Here is a 14,165-nt window from a genome sequence, read left to right on the forward strand (position 1 = left end):
CGCAAGCTATGGGTCTGCTTTATGACCAATATCCTCGTTACAGGTACCAGCCGCGGCATCGGACAGGCCATTGCGGACAAGCTGACAGAGCGCGGCTGCAACGTCATCGGCCACGCCACCCGTGCCTTGGACGATCGCACGATTGCCGCCAATTTTGCCGATCCCCCTGCCCCGCAAATGCTGTGGCAGGAAGCGCTTGATCGCCTCGACGGACGCATTGACGTGCTCGTCAACAATGCCGGTCTGTTTGAACAGAACCCCATGCACGCGAGCGATATCGAGTGGCTCGACCGTTGGGAGGATACGCTGCGTATTAATCTCACCGCAGCCGCGCAGCTCAGCCGATTTGCCGTGCGCCACTGGCAGGAAGCGGGTCGGGATGGTCGGATCGTGCACGTTGCGAGCCGCGCCGCCTATCGTGGAGACAGCCCTGCACACTGGCATTACGCGGCGGCGAAAGGCGGAATGGTGGCGATGCACAAGACCATCGCCCGCGCCTACGCCAGCGAGAATATCCTGAGCTACTGCATCACGCCGGGCTTTACCGACACCAGCATGGCGGGTGATTACCTTGAAAGTCGTGGAGGCGACGGGCTGTTGCGAGACATCCCGCTAGGCCGCGTGGCCGAGCCAGAGGAAATCGCCGACATCGCCGTGTTCTGCGCGATGGATGCTCCTGCCAGCATGACCGGTGCAGTGATCGACGCCAATGGAGCTAGCTATGTTCGGTAGACTACTTCTCGCCTCAAGCCTGTTCTCGCTCTGCTCCTGCGCAGCACTGCCTGCTCCGCAATCTGTCGCACCAGTCGACCAGACAGCTTGGGCCGAGCAATGCAGCGATTGGGACGAATGGGACAAGCCAGGGCCAGCTTTCCGCATACTTGGCAATACCTATTACGTCGGTACGTGTGGGATCGCAGCAATCTTGATCACTGGTGATGAAGGCCATGTCCTGATCGATACCGGCACAGAAGCTGGTGCTGAGGTCGTAAGAACCAATATCGAAGCTCTTGGCTTCGAATTGCGCGACATTCGCATCATCCTTCAAAGCCACGAACATTTCGATCATGTCGGCGGAGTGGCAAAGATGCAGCGATGGACTGGCGCCAGAGTCATCGCATCGGAAGAAGCCGCGGTTGTGCTTGCCTCCGGCACACCATCACCAAACGACCCGCAGCACGGCATTTTGCCAGAAATGGAATCCGCCGAAGTATCCGGCACAGTGTCCAATGGCGAAATGCTGCAGCTTGGCTCAATCCAGTTCACTGCTATTGCAACGCCCGGTCATACACCCGGTGCGCTGACATGGAGCTGGTCAAGCTGCTCGGGGACCGTAATCGGGGACGTTTGCGCAAGCATCGGCTATGCCGACAGCCTTTCTGCCATCAGTGCCGACAATTACCGCTTCTCCGACCATCCCGAATATGTGCGAGCCTATCGCGATGGTATTGCGCGGCTGGCAGAACTCGACTGCGATATCCTGATAACCCCGCATCCCTCGGCCAGCGGAATGCGCGACAAGCTGCTGGAAGGCGATCTCACTAACGGCATGGACTGCGCCGCATACGCTGCCAACCGCCTCGCACGCCTCGAAGCGCGGCTGGCGCGCGAGACGGAAGAAGCCGCAGAATGAGCTACAAACTCTCCGTCATCGCGCCAAAGGCCAAGGTCGAAGCAGCACTGGATGCACGCGATGAAGACCCCTTCTGGGACGCGAATATCGTGCTGACCGGGTTCGAAGTCGATCCCGACGAGCCGGACACCTGGCGGCTCGATGCCTATCTTGAAGACGCGCCAGGCAATGGCGAGCGGCGTGCGGTGCTCGCGCTGTTCGGCGACAATCCTCCCGAGCTGATCGAGGAAGAGCTGCCCGAAAGCGACTGGGTGACAGAGAGCCAGCGCGGGGTCGAACCGATCCGCGCAGGTCGTTTCTACGTCCACACGCCCGATCATGCTCCCAGCGATGAAGCGGGCACGCGCAACTTCTGCATTCCCGCCGCACAGGCATTCGGCACTGGCCACCATGAAACGACCTGGGGCTGCCTCGTCATGCTCGATGCGATGGCGCAGCAGGGCCTTACGCCCGCCAAGGTAGCCGATATCGGCACCGGCACAGGGCTGCTCGCTTTCGGTGCGCTGCACCTGTGGCCACAAGCCATCGCCACCGCATCCGACATCGATCCTGTTTGCGAACCCGCCGTCATCGAAAACACGGAGCGGAACGGGATCGCGATGGGCACAGGCACGGGCGAAATGGCGATGTTGATCGCTGACGGGATGGACGATCCGCGCTTGCAGGCCGCAGCCCCTTTCGACCTCCTGATTGCCAATATCCTTGCAGCACCCCTGATCGAGATGGCGCCGGACTTTGCAGGAGCTGTTGTGGAAGGCGGAGACATCTTGCTGTCCGGCCTGCTCGCCACACAGGAAGACGCCGTTCGGAAAGCCTATGCAGAGGTGGGCTTCGGTCTGCATCAACGGCTCACCGCTGGAGACTGGTCGATCCTGTGGCTGAGACACGGCATCCCGGCATGATGCGGCAAAGCCTGCGACTGGCTGCGGGCCTGCTCGCCATGCTGGGGATGGTCGTACTTGGCTATCCTGTTGCGGCATGGGTCGGCAGTTCCATCCCGCAAAACAGCGAGTGGAGCGAGCCGGAAAACGGTGTCGATATCATGGTCGAAACCAACGGTACGCACACCTCGATCATCGTGCCCGTGGTCACCGCACAGAAGGATTGGCGCGAGACTTTTCCCAGCGCATCCGCACCCACACCCCACGGACCCGCTACACATATTGCCATCGGCTATGGAGAGCGCGAGGTCTTCCTCAACGTGCCCACATGGGGTGACCTGCAGCCTGGCACCGCACTACGCATCGCCACGGTTGGCGGTGACGCGCTTGTCCGCGTGAGCCATTACGTGCGCCCTGCCCCTAGCGAAAACCACCGTCCCCTGCGCATTACGCATGATCAGTATGCGCGACTTGTCAGTGCGATAGAGGCGCATTTGCCCGAAATGCCTGTAGGCGATCGCGAGGTGCTGAAAGGCACCTATGTCGACGATGCCTATTACGAGGCGCTGGGCGACTACACGATGGGCACAACCTGCAACAGCTGGGTAGGCGCGCGGCTGGCTGATGCAGGCATTCCGATGGGTCTGTGGACCCCGATGGCGGGCGGCGTGATGAAATGGATTCCCGATCCGGATAGCCCAGAGGCGAACTGATTACCGCCGCGCTTGCGCGTAAAGATACAGCCCGAAAGCAATTTCGATGGCGGCCATAGCCCACATCAGCGCGGGCCCTTGCGGGACTTGCATAAACAGTGCCGTACATCCCAGTGCTGTGGTAATCGCCCCGAGAAGCCAATAGCTGCGCAGCCCGTACGCGCTCTGGAACGGGAAATAATGCGTTGCCACAGCAAGAACCGCCACCGGCATCACCGCCTCGGGAAGGACGGGGATCAGCAACCATGCAGCGCCCAGCATTGCCACCATCTGGATAGTGCACTCAGGTACGATCTTGATCAGCGGGTTGGCTTTGTCTTCGGCTGGCAGTTTCAGGATCCCTCGCGTCACAAGCAGCGTGAGCGGAAAGATCAGGAAGCCACCGAAGAACAGCGCTGCAAATCCGTTTGCAAGATCACTCCGGGCATAGACGATGCCTGCGACTAGCCAGACCAATCCAGAGATCGCCGTTCCCGGTCCACCATTGCCGAAAGCACGGCGCTGATCAGCCTGGGCCGCTTCTACACTTATTGTCTCACTTGCCATTTTCGACCTCCTTATCCCGCTGCCGCAACGATGGCGGCCCAGCCCGCTTCGTCGATCACTTCGATGCCGAGCTGTTCGGCCTTCTTGAGCTTGCTGCCCGCACCCGGTCCGGCGACCAGCAGATCAGTCTTAGCACTGACGCTGCCGCTCGCCTTCGCGCCCAGCCGTTCGGCCTGCGCCTTGGCCTCGTCACGGCTCATCGTTTCGAGCTTGCCGGTGAACACGACCGTTTTGCCCGCAACGGGGCTTTCGACGGTCTCAACCTCGTAACGCGGTGGAGAGACTTCGCTTAGCAGGTCATCCCACACCGCACGGTTGTGCTCTTCGTGGAAGAAGTCGCCGAGCGCCTCGACCACGGCAGAGCCGATCCCGTCGATAGCGGTGAGTTCGCCTGCCGCGTCTTCATCTCCAGCGCGCGCCTTCTCGGCAAAGTCGCGCAATGCAGGCAAGGTGTTCAGGTGCTTGAGCAGATCGCGCGCCGTCACTGCACCAACGTGCCGTATACCCAGGCCGAACAGCAGTCGCGCAGCGTCCGGTTCGCGCTTGGCTTCGATACTGGCGAGCAGGTTCTCGACCGACTTCTCCTTCCACCCGTCGAGCGCGAGGATTTCGGCCTCGCGGTCCTTCAGGCGGAAGATATCGGCAGGGCCATTGTCCAGCCAGCCGTGCCCGATGAATTCGGCAATGGTCTTCTCGCCCAGCCCCTCGATATCGAGCGCGCCGCGGCTGACGAAGTGTTTGAGTCGTTCGAACTGCTGCGCCTTGCAGATGAGGCCACCGGTGCAGCGGACATCGACTTCGCCCTCCGCCGCTACGGCTTCGCTGTCACACACGGGGCAGGCCTCGGGGAACTGGAATGCCGGACGGTCTTCGTTCCGCGTCAGGTTTTCGACCACTTGCGGGATCACGTCGCCCGCACGCTGGATCACAACGCGATCACCCGGACGTACGCCGAGCCGCGCGATCTCGTCGCGGTTGTGCAGCGTGACATTGGTGACAGTCACGCCGCCGACCAGCACGGGCGCGAGTCTGCCGACCGGTGTCAGCTTCCCGGTTCGTCCCACCTGAATATCGATGTTCTCCAGTGTGGTTTCAGCCTGCTCGGCCGGGAATTTGCGCGCAATTGCCCAGCGCGGTGCTTTTGCGACGAAGCCTAGCCGTTGCTGGTAATCGAGCCGGTCCACCTTGTAGACAACGCCGTCAATTTCATACGGCAGATCGGGCCGCGCCTTCGCGATTTCCTGATAGTGACCGAGCAGCCCTTCCAGCGTTTCGAACCGCTTGAACAGCGGGCTGACCGGCACGCCCCAGCTCTCGATTGTGCGGACAACCTCGACCTGAGTCTCGCCCGGTACATGCGACGCTGCACCCCAGCCATGCGCCCAGAACTTCAGCGGCCGTTTCGCCGTAACGCTGGCATCTTTCTGCCGTAGCGAACCAGCCGCGGCATTGCGCGGATTGGCGAAGACTTTGCCCCCCGCCTCCTCCTGCGCAGCATTGAGCGCGGCAAAGTCGGCACGGCTCATGTAAACCTCTCCGCGCACCTCGAACACCTCGGGCACGTCTTCACCGGAAAGCCGCTGCGGGATATCGGCGATATGCGTGACATTGGCGGTGACATTCTCGCCCACCTGCCCATCCCCACGTGTCGCCGCGAGCACCAGCTCGCCCCTCTCGTAGCGCAGCGAGCAAGAAAGCCCGTCGATCTTGTCCTCAGCGGTGAAGGCTACCGCTTCCTCCTCGCTGAGCGAAAGGAACCGCTTCACCCGCGCGACGAATTCGCCCAGCTCCTCGTCCGAAAAAGCATTGTCGAGACTGAGCATGCGCACTTCATGCGTGATCTTGGACAGCGGCGATGCAGCAATCTCGTGCCCGACCTGCTGCGAAGGAGAATCCGGACGCACCAGATGCGGAAACGCCTCCTCCAGCTCGGCATTGCGGCGGACGAGCGCATCGAACTCGGCATCCGATATTTCGGGATCGTCCTCGGCATGATAGCGCTTGTTATGATGGGCAATCGCCTTGGCGAGCCGCATCAATTCGTTGACAGCTTCGGCTTCGGTAATGTCAAACGAGTCGCTGGTCATGCCAATGCCAATATCGTGACAAACATGTTGCGGCGATGCCTAAATCCAAGGCTCTCGTACAATCCGATGGCCCCTGCATTGCTGGCATAGGAGTGGAGATAGGGCACTTCGCCGCGCTGCTGCTGCGCCTGCATCACGTGCGCGATCAGTCGTCGGGCAAGTCCGCGTCCCCGATACTCCGGATAGGTGCACACGCCGCTCACCTCTGCATAGCCAGCCGACGGCCGCATTCGTTCACCCGCCATCGCGACAAGTTTCCCGTCGATCCTGATCCCGAAGAACTGGCCGTATTTGTGCGTCTTGCTTTCCCAAGGGCCCGGCTCGGTTGCATGGGCCAGCGCCATCATCTCCGCTGCATCGGGTTCGTCGAGCGGTACAATATCGGGATGCTGCGCCGCCTCGGACAGGCCATCGGCCTCGGCCACCATTTGCACAAGCTCCGCCGACCGCACCACTCGTGTGCCCTCGGGCGCTGGCCAGACTTGCGGTTCAACCAGCCAAAGCTGATCATCGTGGCCAGTCAACAAATCGCGCAGGGCATTCTGGCATTCCCGATCAAGCGAGCGCGCCGCTGCGAAAGGGCCATATGCCGGATCAATTCTTCTGGCATCGCCCGATCCGATGGCGAGGTGCGCAAACTCGCTGTCGAGCATGTTCCACACCTGCCGGTCGAGAGGCAATCCGTCAGGCACGCAGGCCGACAGGTCTTGTTTCGACACGGGTCCCGAAACCGGCAATCAAAGGTCGGCCATTGGCTATCGCATCTTGTACAGAAGGCAAAGAAAGGCTGTTTTCGTGATCTGTCTTTGTCTGCCAGACCTCGGTTATCCAGAGCGAGTCTGGATCGCTCAGGTCTTCCGCTATCAGATAGGCGATGTTGCCGGGCATGTTGCGGGTCCCCGCCAAGAGGTGCCCAATCAGCTCGGCACGCTTGCCGGGATTGGCCCGAATTTGTCCGATCAAACCGTAGGTTTCTTCCACTGATCCTTCTCCTCCAATCGAATGCGCACAACCGCCAAGCACGGTCACGATTGACAGTCCGACAAATTCGCGGCGCTCCATCACACCCCCTCCAGCAACCGATCCGCCTGTGCCCTCGCCTCTGGCGTAACTTCCGCCCCGCTGAGCATCCGCGCAATCTCTTCCTGCCGCCCACCTTCATCCAACCGCGCAACGGACGTTTTCGTCACCGTCCCGCTGGATGATTTCGCGATCAGGTAATGCGTCGAACCGCGCGCCGCGACTTGCGGCGAATGCGTCACCGCCAACAGCTGCCCATCACTCGCCAGTCGCGCCAGCCTCTCGCCAATGGCGGAGGCGACCGCACCGCCAACGCCGCGGTCGATCTCGTCGAATATCACCGTCGCTGCACCGCCCTGTTCGGCCAGCGCGACCTTCAACGCGAGAATGAAGCGCGAGAGCTCGCCGCCCGATGCAATCTTGCCCAGCGGTGCAAAGTCCGCGCCCGGATTGGTGGCAATCAGAAATTCGACCGCGTCCATCCCGCTCGCGCCCCAGCGGTCTTCGGGCAGCTGCGCAACCGAAGTCCGGAAGCGCGCGGCATCGAGCTTGAGCGGCACCAGCTCGGCAGCGACCGCTTTGTCCAGTTTGGCTCCTGCTTTAACACGTGCCGCATGCAAAGCTTCGGCGGCCTTGCGATAGCTTTCGCCAGCTGCTGCCTCCGCCTTCTCCAGATCTGCCAGATCGGCATCGCCCTGCTCGATAGCGTCCAGCCTGGCGCGAAGGCTGCGCATGACTTCTGGCAGGTCATCGACCTGGCAATCGTGCTTGCGGGCGAGCGCGCGCAGTTCGAACAGTCGCGTTTCGATCCGGTCCAGCTCCAGCGGATCATGCGTAAGCGCCTGCGCGGCTACTTCCAGCTTCTCTTCCGCCTCTCCCGCTTCGATCACCGCGCGATCGAGCGCTGCAAGGGCTTCAGCCAGCAATGCGTGTTCGGGCGCGATCCGGTCCAGCTTGCGCGCGGCAGAGCGCAGCCGGGCAAGCGGTGCATCCGAACCGTCCCAAACAAGCCGCAACTCTTCCAGATCGCCCTGCAGCTTCTCGCCCTTCTGCATGTCGGAGCGCGCGCCGGCGAGGGTTGTCTCTTCGCCAACCTCCGGCTCGATATTTGTGAGTTCGGAAAGGTGTGCGAGCAACAGGTCCTGATCGGCCTTCGCCTGTTCGATGCCCGCCCTCGCCTCTGCCAGAGCATCGCGCGCATGCCGCCAAGCGTCCCACGCAGCAGATACCCGCGCGGCATCTGCATCGGCGAACCGATCGAGCAAAACACGGTGACCGCGCGGGTTCACCAGTCCGCGATCATCGTGCTGCCCGTGCAGCTCCACCAGCGCGCCCGCCAATTGCCGTAACAGCGCAACGCCCACCGGCTGGTCATTCACCCACGCCTTGCTTCCGCCATCGGCCTTCAGGCGACGGCGGATAATCAGCGGCTCACCCGGTTCAAGCTCTACTTCAGCTTCGTTCAGCGCCTCCGCAATCGCGGACGGCATGGCGGCAAATTCGAAGGTCGCGGTAACACTCGCCTGCTCTTCCCCGCTGCGAACCAGGGCGCTCTCCGCACGTGCGCCCAGCACCAGCCCCAGCGCATCGAGCAGGATCGATTTGCCCGCACCCGTCTCCCCCGTCAGCACGCCAAGGCCGCGCCCGAACTCCAGATCGAGCGCGTCAATCAGCACGATGTTGCGAATGGAAAGAGTGGTCAGCATGGCGAGTGATTCCGTCATTACGACGCAGCTTCAAGCCGCGCAACGCAGGCCGCGAACTATCACCGATTCGACTCGAATCGATTCGCACGATAACCTGTGGATAACTATATTTCGAACGACAGATTCGGGACGGGGTCGCAATGAATGCAATGATCGGACGCACGCATCGCCGATATGCTCTTCACTTGCCGGTGGAGCTTCGCAGCGAAACGGCCAGCAAGGCAAAGGGCCTGCTGATTGAAATCTCGCAGGAATGTGCGCGCATCAGCCAGCTTGAACGCGATACTTACCAGCCAGGTGATACGGTTATCGTTCGCTCTCCTTGTGGCATGAAGCGCGAAGGTCGCATCCGCTGGACCCGCGCAACCAACGCCGGTGTTCGTTTTGCAGACCCGCTTCGCTTGCACGAGTTGTCAGACTGGCTTTCAACACGGCATGAAAATCACGCGGCGGCGGATCTGCAATACGCCAGCTGAGCTGGCAGCTGGGGCATTTTACAACACTTAGCGAATCTTAACCATTCAGCGGCGATACTACCCCTGAATTGAGGGGGAGCTGCGCCATGTCGGTGCTGAGAATCCGGTCTTGCCGCCGTTATGCCGTGCGAAGCGAGGCCAAGCTGAAAGCCAAAGGGCAGCGCGCCCGCAGATGCCTGCTGATCGAGTTGTCGCAAATGGGCGCGCGCATCAGCGGCCTTGGCAAGCACTCGCTATCCGAGGGCGAAGAAATCTCGCTGGAAACTGCTCACGCCCGGCCGATCAAGGCCATTGTCAGCTGGAGCGATGAAAATCGCGCGGGTCTGCGCCTTACGCAGCCGCTGCACCTCAACGAACTCTCCGATTTTGTGGCATCCGCCCGCAAGGCCATCGCGGATCAAGCGCAGGTCGCCTAACTGCCGGATCTTCACCCGCCGGTGCGCACGCGATCCGGCTGGTGTTCTTCCATCAGATCGAACGCCCGTTCGTACCATTCGTTACCCGGATAGTTGGCGCCCAGAACGGCAGCGTAGCGCTGCGCCTCTTCAGGCACACCGATGGCGAGGTTCGATTCAACCAGACGATAGAGCGCTTCGGGCGCATGACTGGTGGTCTGGTAATCCTCGATCACGTTCTGGAAGCGAAGCGTAGCCGCAAGCCACTGGCCGGTGTTCTGGTAGAAACGGCCGATTTCCATTTCCTTGCCCGCCAGGTGATCATTCACCAGGTCGATCTTCACCCGCGCATCAGCGGCGTAGGGGCTGTCCGGATACCGGCGCACAATTTCGTTCAGCGAGGCGAGAGCCTGCTGGGTGATCGCCTGGTCACGCTCCACATCGCTGATCTGCTCGTAATAGCTGAGTGCTATCAGGTAATAGGCGTAAGGCGCATCGCGGTTACCCGGGTGGATCTGCAGGAAACGCGTCGCCGAACGGATAGCCTGGTTGTACTCGCGATCGGCATAGTAACTGAAAGCGCTCATCAACTGCGCGCGGCGCGCCCACGGCGAATAGGGGTGCTGACGTTCCACTTCGTCAAACAGCGCGGCAGCAAGCTGGAGCTCACCATTGTCGAGCCGCTGCTTGGCAGCATTGTAAAGCGATTCAACATCGCGCGCGACGTAAGCGAGGTCATTGTTGTCAGAACCGCCTCCGCCAAGGCTGGCGCACCCGGTAAGAGCAAGCGAAGAGACGGCGGCTGCAAGCGCGACGCGGATCGGTTTGGAAACTGTCATGCGCCGCCTATAGCTAGAGCCGGGCTGAACGCCAAGTGAAGGTGTGGGAGAGAAGGCGAATTTCCCCACCCGGGGGCTCCACCTCCGATTCCATTGGTTACATGCGTAATCGTCTCGACCCTCGTCGACCGTGATCAGCGGGTAATCGTATGGCGTCGTGCTTTATCGGTGTTGCGCGAAGGCTGATCGAACTTTGCGATCATTTCACACGGCGCCTGGCTATCTCACAATGCAACATAGCTGACGGATGAAACCATCGGCAAAACCCGACAGCGGTCGTCCGGAGGGTAAGACGGACACGTCCATGGCCGCAATTCCATATCCGGGTTTTGCTCTGAGGCTCTTCGTTGACCGTTCCCCCCGAACATGGTCAGCGAAGAGCCTTCATTTTTCTAATCGCAGGGTGGCGCTGCCCAGCCTGCCTTTCTATAGCGCAAGGCATGGCAAAGGCGCTTTTCGAGCTTAATCCCGATCTGGACCGTGCAGCTCTTGCGGAGGAGTTCGCACGCGAGCGCCGGTTGCAAGTGCCCCAAGTGCTGACCGATGAGACTGCGCGCGAATTGCGCATGGTCATGCAGCACCACACCGAATGGGGTATCGCCCTGCAGGCAGGAGCGACGGGGGAGCCGCGCAATTTCCGTCCAGCAGAGCTCAAAGACCCGCAGAAACAGCGGCAAGCCATGGAAATGGGGCAGCAAACCGATCAGGCGGCTGCAAGGGGTGACTATGCCTATCGCGCACTGCGATATTCGCTTGTGGAAGGGCTGCAGAGCGGCTGGGACCCGGACAGCCCCTATGCGGTGCTCCTCGAACATCTCAATGCCGAACCGTTTCTCGGCTTTATGCGCACGATCACCGGCATGCCCGATCTGGTGAAAGCGGATGCCCATGCCAGCTGCTTCGCATCGCAGCACTTCCTTGGCCGCCACAATGACAGCCACGTCGCAGAAGGCTGGCGCATCGCCTATGTCCTCAACCTCACCATCGATAACTGGCATCCGGACTGGGGCGGTTATCTGGTTTTCTATGACGAGGACGGCAATGTGGAGACCGGCTTCAAACCCGAATTCAACACGCTCAACCTGTTCGCCGTCCCGCAGGACCACGCGGTGACCTATGTCCCGCCATTCGCACCGAAGGGACGCTACGCGATCAACGGCTGGCTGCGTGATCGATGATCGGCATGAATGCCGAGCAGTTTCTTGCGCAGGCGATGAACCAGGCGCAAGGCGGTAACGAGGCTGCCGCCCTCGCCACCCTGACACAGGCCAAATCGGCCCATCCAGAGCATCCGCGCATCTGGCACTTTGCCGGTAACCTGCTGTTACGGGCGGGCAATGCGGCAGACGCTGCCGGACATTTCGGCAAGGCCCATGAACTCGATCCGGGCAACTTCGATTACGCCATCGATCAGGCTATCGCTCTGACAAGACAAGATAAAAACCATGAGGCACTTGCCGTGTTAGCCACGGTAGAAAATGTTGCAAACGGCCACGCGCACTTCTGGTCAACCCGCGCCAACGCTGCACGGGGAACCGGTGATTTTTCGACGGCTGCCGAGTGGTATGACCGCGCCCTCAAGATTGAACCCTCTCGTCCCAAGGCCTTGCATGGTCGCGCTACAGTTGCGCTGGAACGCGGCGAACCGGATGCGGTCGAGCTGTTTGACAAGGCATTGCAGGCCAATCAGGCCGATCCGCAGGCCTGGCTGGGCAAGGCCCAGGCACTGGACGTCGCCGGGCGAACACAAGAAGCGATTCAGATCGCCGAAGCGCTGGTCAATCAGATTCCGCAATGGATCGATGGCATCAGACTGCTCGCGCAGCTACGCCTCGGCCAAGGCGATGGTGACTTCGCCGCACCCTATCGCGAAGCGGCAAAGCGCGTGCCGCAAGATGCCAACATCCCGGCCGAGCATTGCAGGGAACTCGCCGCGCTCGATATGGCGCAAGAAGCAGCAGACATTGCTGCCGACGCTCGCCGCAGGTTTCCTGACAACCCCCACCTTGCAATGCTGGAAGCAATGCAGGCTGGTGCCGCAGGAGATGAGGACCGGGCGGAGGAAATCTGGCTATCCCTTGAGCTCGACAGGGTGGATCGCCACGTCTTTGAAGCCCGCCACTGGGTCCGCAGAGCAGACTTTGACCGCGCGTCAGCAGTCATCGACAAAGCGCTGGCCGCCGCGCCATGGGACATCGGTGCCTGGGCCTTGCGCGACGTGATTTGGCGGCTGTCCGGAGACGACCGTCATGAGTGGCTGCACGGCCAGACAGGGCTGGTTCAACTGCTTCCCCTAGCCGATGTCGAAAGCGTTCTGCCTGCAGCAATCGCTATTCTCGATCAGTTGCACGACAACGCCCATCATCCGTTGGGGCAGTCGCTGCGTAAGGGTGGCACACAAACACAAGGTCGCCTGTTCGACAGGTACGAGCCCGAAATTCAGGCGCTGCATCTGGCGATAGCCGAAACGGTGAAGAACTATCGCGACCAATTGCCCGCGATGGACGACAGTCACCCCCTGCTTCGCCACAGAAACAAGGACTGGCGCTTTTCGGGCAGCTGGTCGATCCGCTTTATGGGCGGGACGGGGCACCATACCGCGCACCTCCATCCCGAAGGCATCGTTTCCTCTGCCTGCTATCTTGCTTTGCCTCCGGATCTTGGTGCGGGGGAAGGTGAAAAGGCAGGCTGGATTGAGCTTGGTCGGCCGGCGCCCGATTTGCGCCTGGACCTGCAGCCGCTGCACGAACTCAAGCCGAAGGAAGGGCATCTCGCCCTGTTCCCAAGCACGCTCTATCACGGCACAAACCACTTTAACGAAGGGCGCCGGATGACGGTTGCCTTCGATGTCATCCCCGCTACACAGCAGACATGAGCGAAGACGCGACGGACAACGCTTGGAACACCTTCTGGGATCGCGAGCGCAAAGCGGGCCGCGCAGACAATGGCGGCGGCTGCTTGCCCGCTGGCTGGCAGGGCATCGCAGACACACAAAAGCGCGTCTGGCACAGCTTTAGCCGCACCCTGCCAAAGGGCGCCAGAGTTCTCGATCTGGCCACAGGCGATGGAATTGTTCTGAAGATGATCATGGAAAAACGCCGTGATCTCAATCTCTTCGGGGTTGACCGGGCGGAAAGCATCCCGACGCCCCCCGCTGGCATTACGCTCCGCGGCGGGGTGAGCATGGAAGACATCCCCTACCCCGACAATCGGTTTGCCGCTGTCACCAGCCAGTTCGGTTTCGAATATGGCGACATCGAAAGGGCGGCCGCTGAAATTGCGCGCGTCATTCAACCCAGCGGAAAGCTGGGTCTGATTACCCATCGCCTGTCCGGCCCGATTGTATCGCATAACCGCAAGCGCAAGGAACAGATTGCCTGGGCGATCGAGACTGAGGGCCTGATCGACACGGCGAGAAACAGCCTTGGTTTGAGAGACGCAGGTATCGCCGCAATTCCGCAGGCGATTATCGATGCGCCCGCAAAAGGCGCCTCCACATTCGGAAATGGCTCTGCGGCATGGGAAATCGCCGAGGCTGTCCGGCAAACTTTGCACATGGGCCGCAACGATGACCCCGCACGCGTCCGCGCTATTCTGGATGATATTCAGGCGCAGGCGAGCAACGAGATGGGGCGCATCGCCTCATTGGAATCGGCAGCAGCCACGGCCAGCGATGTCGACAATGTCGTTGCCGTGCTCGAGAAGGCAGGTCTGGCATTCCGTAGCGAAGCGCTGTTGACCGATGGCGTGTCCGCCAGCCCGTTTGCGGATTTCCGCACCTACGCCCGCGTAGACTGACGTAATCTCAAAGACTTCTGTACTCCACCCGCTCTTTCGGAGAGCGGTTCGCGCATCTGTGCCCGAGCTCG

At 61.1% G+C, this 14,165-nt stretch carries 15 protein-coding genes; 9 read left to right on the forward strand and 6 right to left on the reverse strand.

Annotated elements, in window-relative coordinates:
- Positions 1-21 precede the first annotated feature (21 nt).
- From OOZ52_RS11225 to OOZ52_RS11240, 4 genes are read left to right on the forward strand one after another with little or no spacing between them, the layout of a single operon-like run.
- Positions 22-732 (forward strand): SDR family NAD(P)-dependent oxidoreductase, encoded by a 711-nt coding sequence (locus OOZ52_RS11225; RefSeq protein ID WP_274698618.1) that lies wholly within the window; start codon positions 22-24, stop codon positions 730-732.
- A complete protein-coding gene (bla, locus tag OOZ52_RS11230; protein ID WP_274698619.1) occupies positions 722-1,633 on the forward strand; it encodes a subclass B3 metallo-beta-lactamase in 912 nt (303 codons plus the stop codon). Before OOZ52_RS11225 ends, bla begins: the two co-directional genes overlap by 11 nt.
- Positions 1,630-2,535, forward strand: coding sequence for a 50S ribosomal protein L11 methyltransferase (locus OOZ52_RS11235; RefSeq protein WP_274698620.1), 906 nt, complete (start codon positions 1,630-1,632; stop codon positions 2,533-2,535). The genes bla and OOZ52_RS11235 overlap by 4 nt, the downstream gene beginning before the upstream one ends.
- The gene (locus OOZ52_RS11240; RefSeq protein WP_274698621.1) at positions 2,532-3,227 is read left to right on the forward strand and encodes a DUF2459 domain-containing protein; all 696 of its coding nucleotides are present in this window, start codon (positions 2,532-2,534) and stop codon (positions 3,225-3,227) included. The genes OOZ52_RS11235 and OOZ52_RS11240 overlap by 4 nt, the downstream gene beginning before the upstream one ends.
- Here OOZ52_RS11240 and OOZ52_RS11245 read toward each other — a convergent pair whose 3' ends face one another.
- The 5 genes from OOZ52_RS11245 to recN all read right to left on the reverse strand — a co-directional run bounded on the left by OOZ52_RS11245 (position 3,228) and on the right by recN (position 8,586).
- Complete coding sequence (locus tag OOZ52_RS11245) at positions 3,228-3,773, reverse strand: DUF7010 family protein (RefSeq protein ID WP_274698622.1); 546 nt, start codon at positions 3,771-3,773, stop codon at positions 3,228-3,230.
- 11 nt (positions 3,774-3,784) lie between these two features.
- Complete coding sequence (gene ligA / locus OOZ52_RS11250; protein ID WP_274698623.1) at positions 3,785-5,860, reverse strand: NAD-dependent DNA ligase LigA; 2,076 nt, start codon at positions 5,858-5,860, stop codon at positions 3,785-3,787.
- Positions 5,857-6,579: a GNAT family N-acetyltransferase gene (locus OOZ52_RS11255; RefSeq protein WP_274698624.1), complete on the reverse strand. Its 723-nt coding sequence runs from the start codon at positions 6,577-6,579 to the stop codon at positions 5,857-5,859. Before OOZ52_RS11255 ends, ligA begins: the two co-directional genes overlap by 4 nt.
- The gene (locus OOZ52_RS11260; RefSeq protein WP_274698625.1) at positions 6,545-6,841 is read right to left on the reverse strand and encodes a putative quinol monooxygenase; all 297 of its coding nucleotides are present in this window, start codon (positions 6,839-6,841) and stop codon (positions 6,545-6,547) included. Before OOZ52_RS11260 ends, OOZ52_RS11255 begins: the two co-directional genes overlap by 35 nt.
- 80 nt (positions 6,842-6,921) lie before the next feature.
- Positions 6,922-8,586: a DNA repair protein RecN gene (recN, locus tag OOZ52_RS11265; RefSeq protein ID WP_274698767.1), complete on the reverse strand. Its 1,665-nt coding sequence runs from the start codon at positions 8,584-8,586 to the stop codon at positions 6,922-6,924.
- Between the two features lie 149 nt (positions 8,587-8,735).
- Here recN and OOZ52_RS11270 point away from each other — a divergent pair, with 149 nt between their 5' ends.
- Together OOZ52_RS11270 and OOZ52_RS11275 are read left to right on the forward strand one after the other, a co-directional pair.
- Complete coding sequence (locus tag OOZ52_RS11270; protein ID WP_274698626.1) at positions 8,736-9,062, forward strand: PilZ domain-containing protein; 327 nt, start codon at positions 8,736-8,738, stop codon at positions 9,060-9,062.
- An 86-nt stretch (positions 9,063-9,148) separates the two neighbouring features.
- A complete protein-coding gene (locus tag OOZ52_RS11275; protein WP_274698627.1) occupies positions 9,149-9,478 on the forward strand; it encodes a hypothetical protein in 330 nt (109 codons plus the stop codon).
- An 11-nt stretch (positions 9,479-9,489) separates the two neighbouring features.
- Here the strand turns inward: OOZ52_RS11275 and OOZ52_RS11280 are convergent, their stop codons facing one another.
- Positions 9,490-10,296: an outer membrane protein assembly factor BamD gene (locus OOZ52_RS11280; protein ID WP_274698628.1), complete on the reverse strand. Its 807-nt coding sequence runs from the start codon at positions 10,294-10,296 to the stop codon at positions 9,490-9,492.
- A gap of 440 nt (positions 10,297-10,736) precedes the next feature.
- Here OOZ52_RS11280 and OOZ52_RS11285 point away from each other — a divergent pair, with 440 nt between their 5' ends.
- The 3 genes from OOZ52_RS11285 to OOZ52_RS11295 are packed head-to-tail and all read left to right on the forward strand — an operon-like array spanning position 10,737 to position 14,094.
- A complete protein-coding gene (locus tag OOZ52_RS11285; protein WP_274698629.1) occupies positions 10,737-11,474 on the forward strand; it encodes a 2OG-Fe(II) oxygenase in 738 nt (245 codons plus the stop codon).
- Positions 11,471-13,171 carry a tetratricopeptide repeat protein gene (locus OOZ52_RS11290; RefSeq protein WP_274698630.1) on the forward strand — a complete coding sequence of 567 codons (1,701 nt, stop codon included), beginning with the start codon at positions 11,471-11,473 and terminating at the stop codon, positions 13,169-13,171. Before OOZ52_RS11285 ends, OOZ52_RS11290 begins: the two co-directional genes overlap by 4 nt.
- The gene (locus OOZ52_RS11295) at positions 13,168-14,094 is read left to right on the forward strand and encodes a class I SAM-dependent methyltransferase (protein ID WP_274698631.1); all 927 of its coding nucleotides are present in this window, start codon (positions 13,168-13,170) and stop codon (positions 14,092-14,094) included. Before OOZ52_RS11290 ends, OOZ52_RS11295 begins: the two co-directional genes overlap by 4 nt.
- Positions 14,095-14,165 lie beyond the last annotated feature (71 nt).

The sequence above is a fragment of the Aurantiacibacter sp. D1-12 genome (assembly GCF_028858515.1).
Lineage (GTDB): Bacteria > Pseudomonadota > Alphaproteobacteria > Sphingomonadales > Sphingomonadaceae > Alteraurantiacibacter.

What these genes read in the sequence shown, in the direction of transcription:
- OOZ52_RS11225 (WP_274698618.1), top strand. Translation starts at nt 22, where the DNA reads ATGACCAATATCCTCGTTACAGGTACCAGCCGCGGCATCGGACAGGCC.
- bla (WP_274698619.1), top strand. Translation starts at nt 722, where the DNA reads ATGTTCGGTAGACTACTTCTCGCCTCAAGCCTGTTCTCGCTCTGCTCC.
- OOZ52_RS11235 (WP_274698620.1), top strand. Translation starts at nt 1,630, where the DNA reads ATGAGCTACAAACTCTCCGTCATCGCGCCAAAGGCCAAGGTCGAAGCA.
- OOZ52_RS11240 (WP_274698621.1), top strand. Translation starts at nt 2,532, where the DNA reads ATGATGCGGCAAAGCCTGCGACTGGCTGCGGGCCTGCTCGCCATGCTG.
- OOZ52_RS11245 (WP_274698622.1), bottom strand. Translation starts at nt 3,773, where the DNA reads ATGGCAAGTGAGACAATAAGTGTAGAAGCGGCCCAGGCTGATCAGCGC.
- ligA (WP_274698623.1), bottom strand. Translation starts at nt 5,860, where the DNA reads ATGACCAGCGACTCGTTTGACATTACCGAAGCCGAAGCTGTCAACGAA.
- recN (WP_274698767.1), bottom strand. Translation starts at nt 8,586, where the DNA reads ATGCTGACCACTCTTTCCATTCGCAACATCGTGCTGATTGACGCGCTC.
- OOZ52_RS11270 (WP_274698626.1), top strand. Translation starts at nt 8,736, where the DNA reads ATGATCGGACGCACGCATCGCCGATATGCTCTTCACTTGCCGGTGGAG.
- OOZ52_RS11275 (WP_274698627.1), top strand. Translation starts at nt 9,149, where the DNA reads ATGTCGGTGCTGAGAATCCGGTCTTGCCGCCGTTATGCCGTGCGAAGC.
- OOZ52_RS11280 (WP_274698628.1), bottom strand. Translation starts at nt 10,296, where the DNA reads ATGACAGTTTCCAAACCGATCCGCGTCGCGCTTGCAGCCGCCGTCTCT.
- OOZ52_RS11285 (WP_274698629.1), top strand. Translation starts at nt 10,737, where the DNA reads ATGGCAAAGGCGCTTTTCGAGCTTAATCCCGATCTGGACCGTGCAGCT.
- OOZ52_RS11290 (WP_274698630.1), top strand. Translation starts at nt 11,471, where the DNA reads ATGATCGGCATGAATGCCGAGCAGTTTCTTGCGCAGGCGATGAACCAG.
- OOZ52_RS11295 (WP_274698631.1), top strand. Translation starts at nt 13,168, where the DNA reads ATGAGCGAAGACGCGACGGACAACGCTTGGAACACCTTCTGGGATCGC.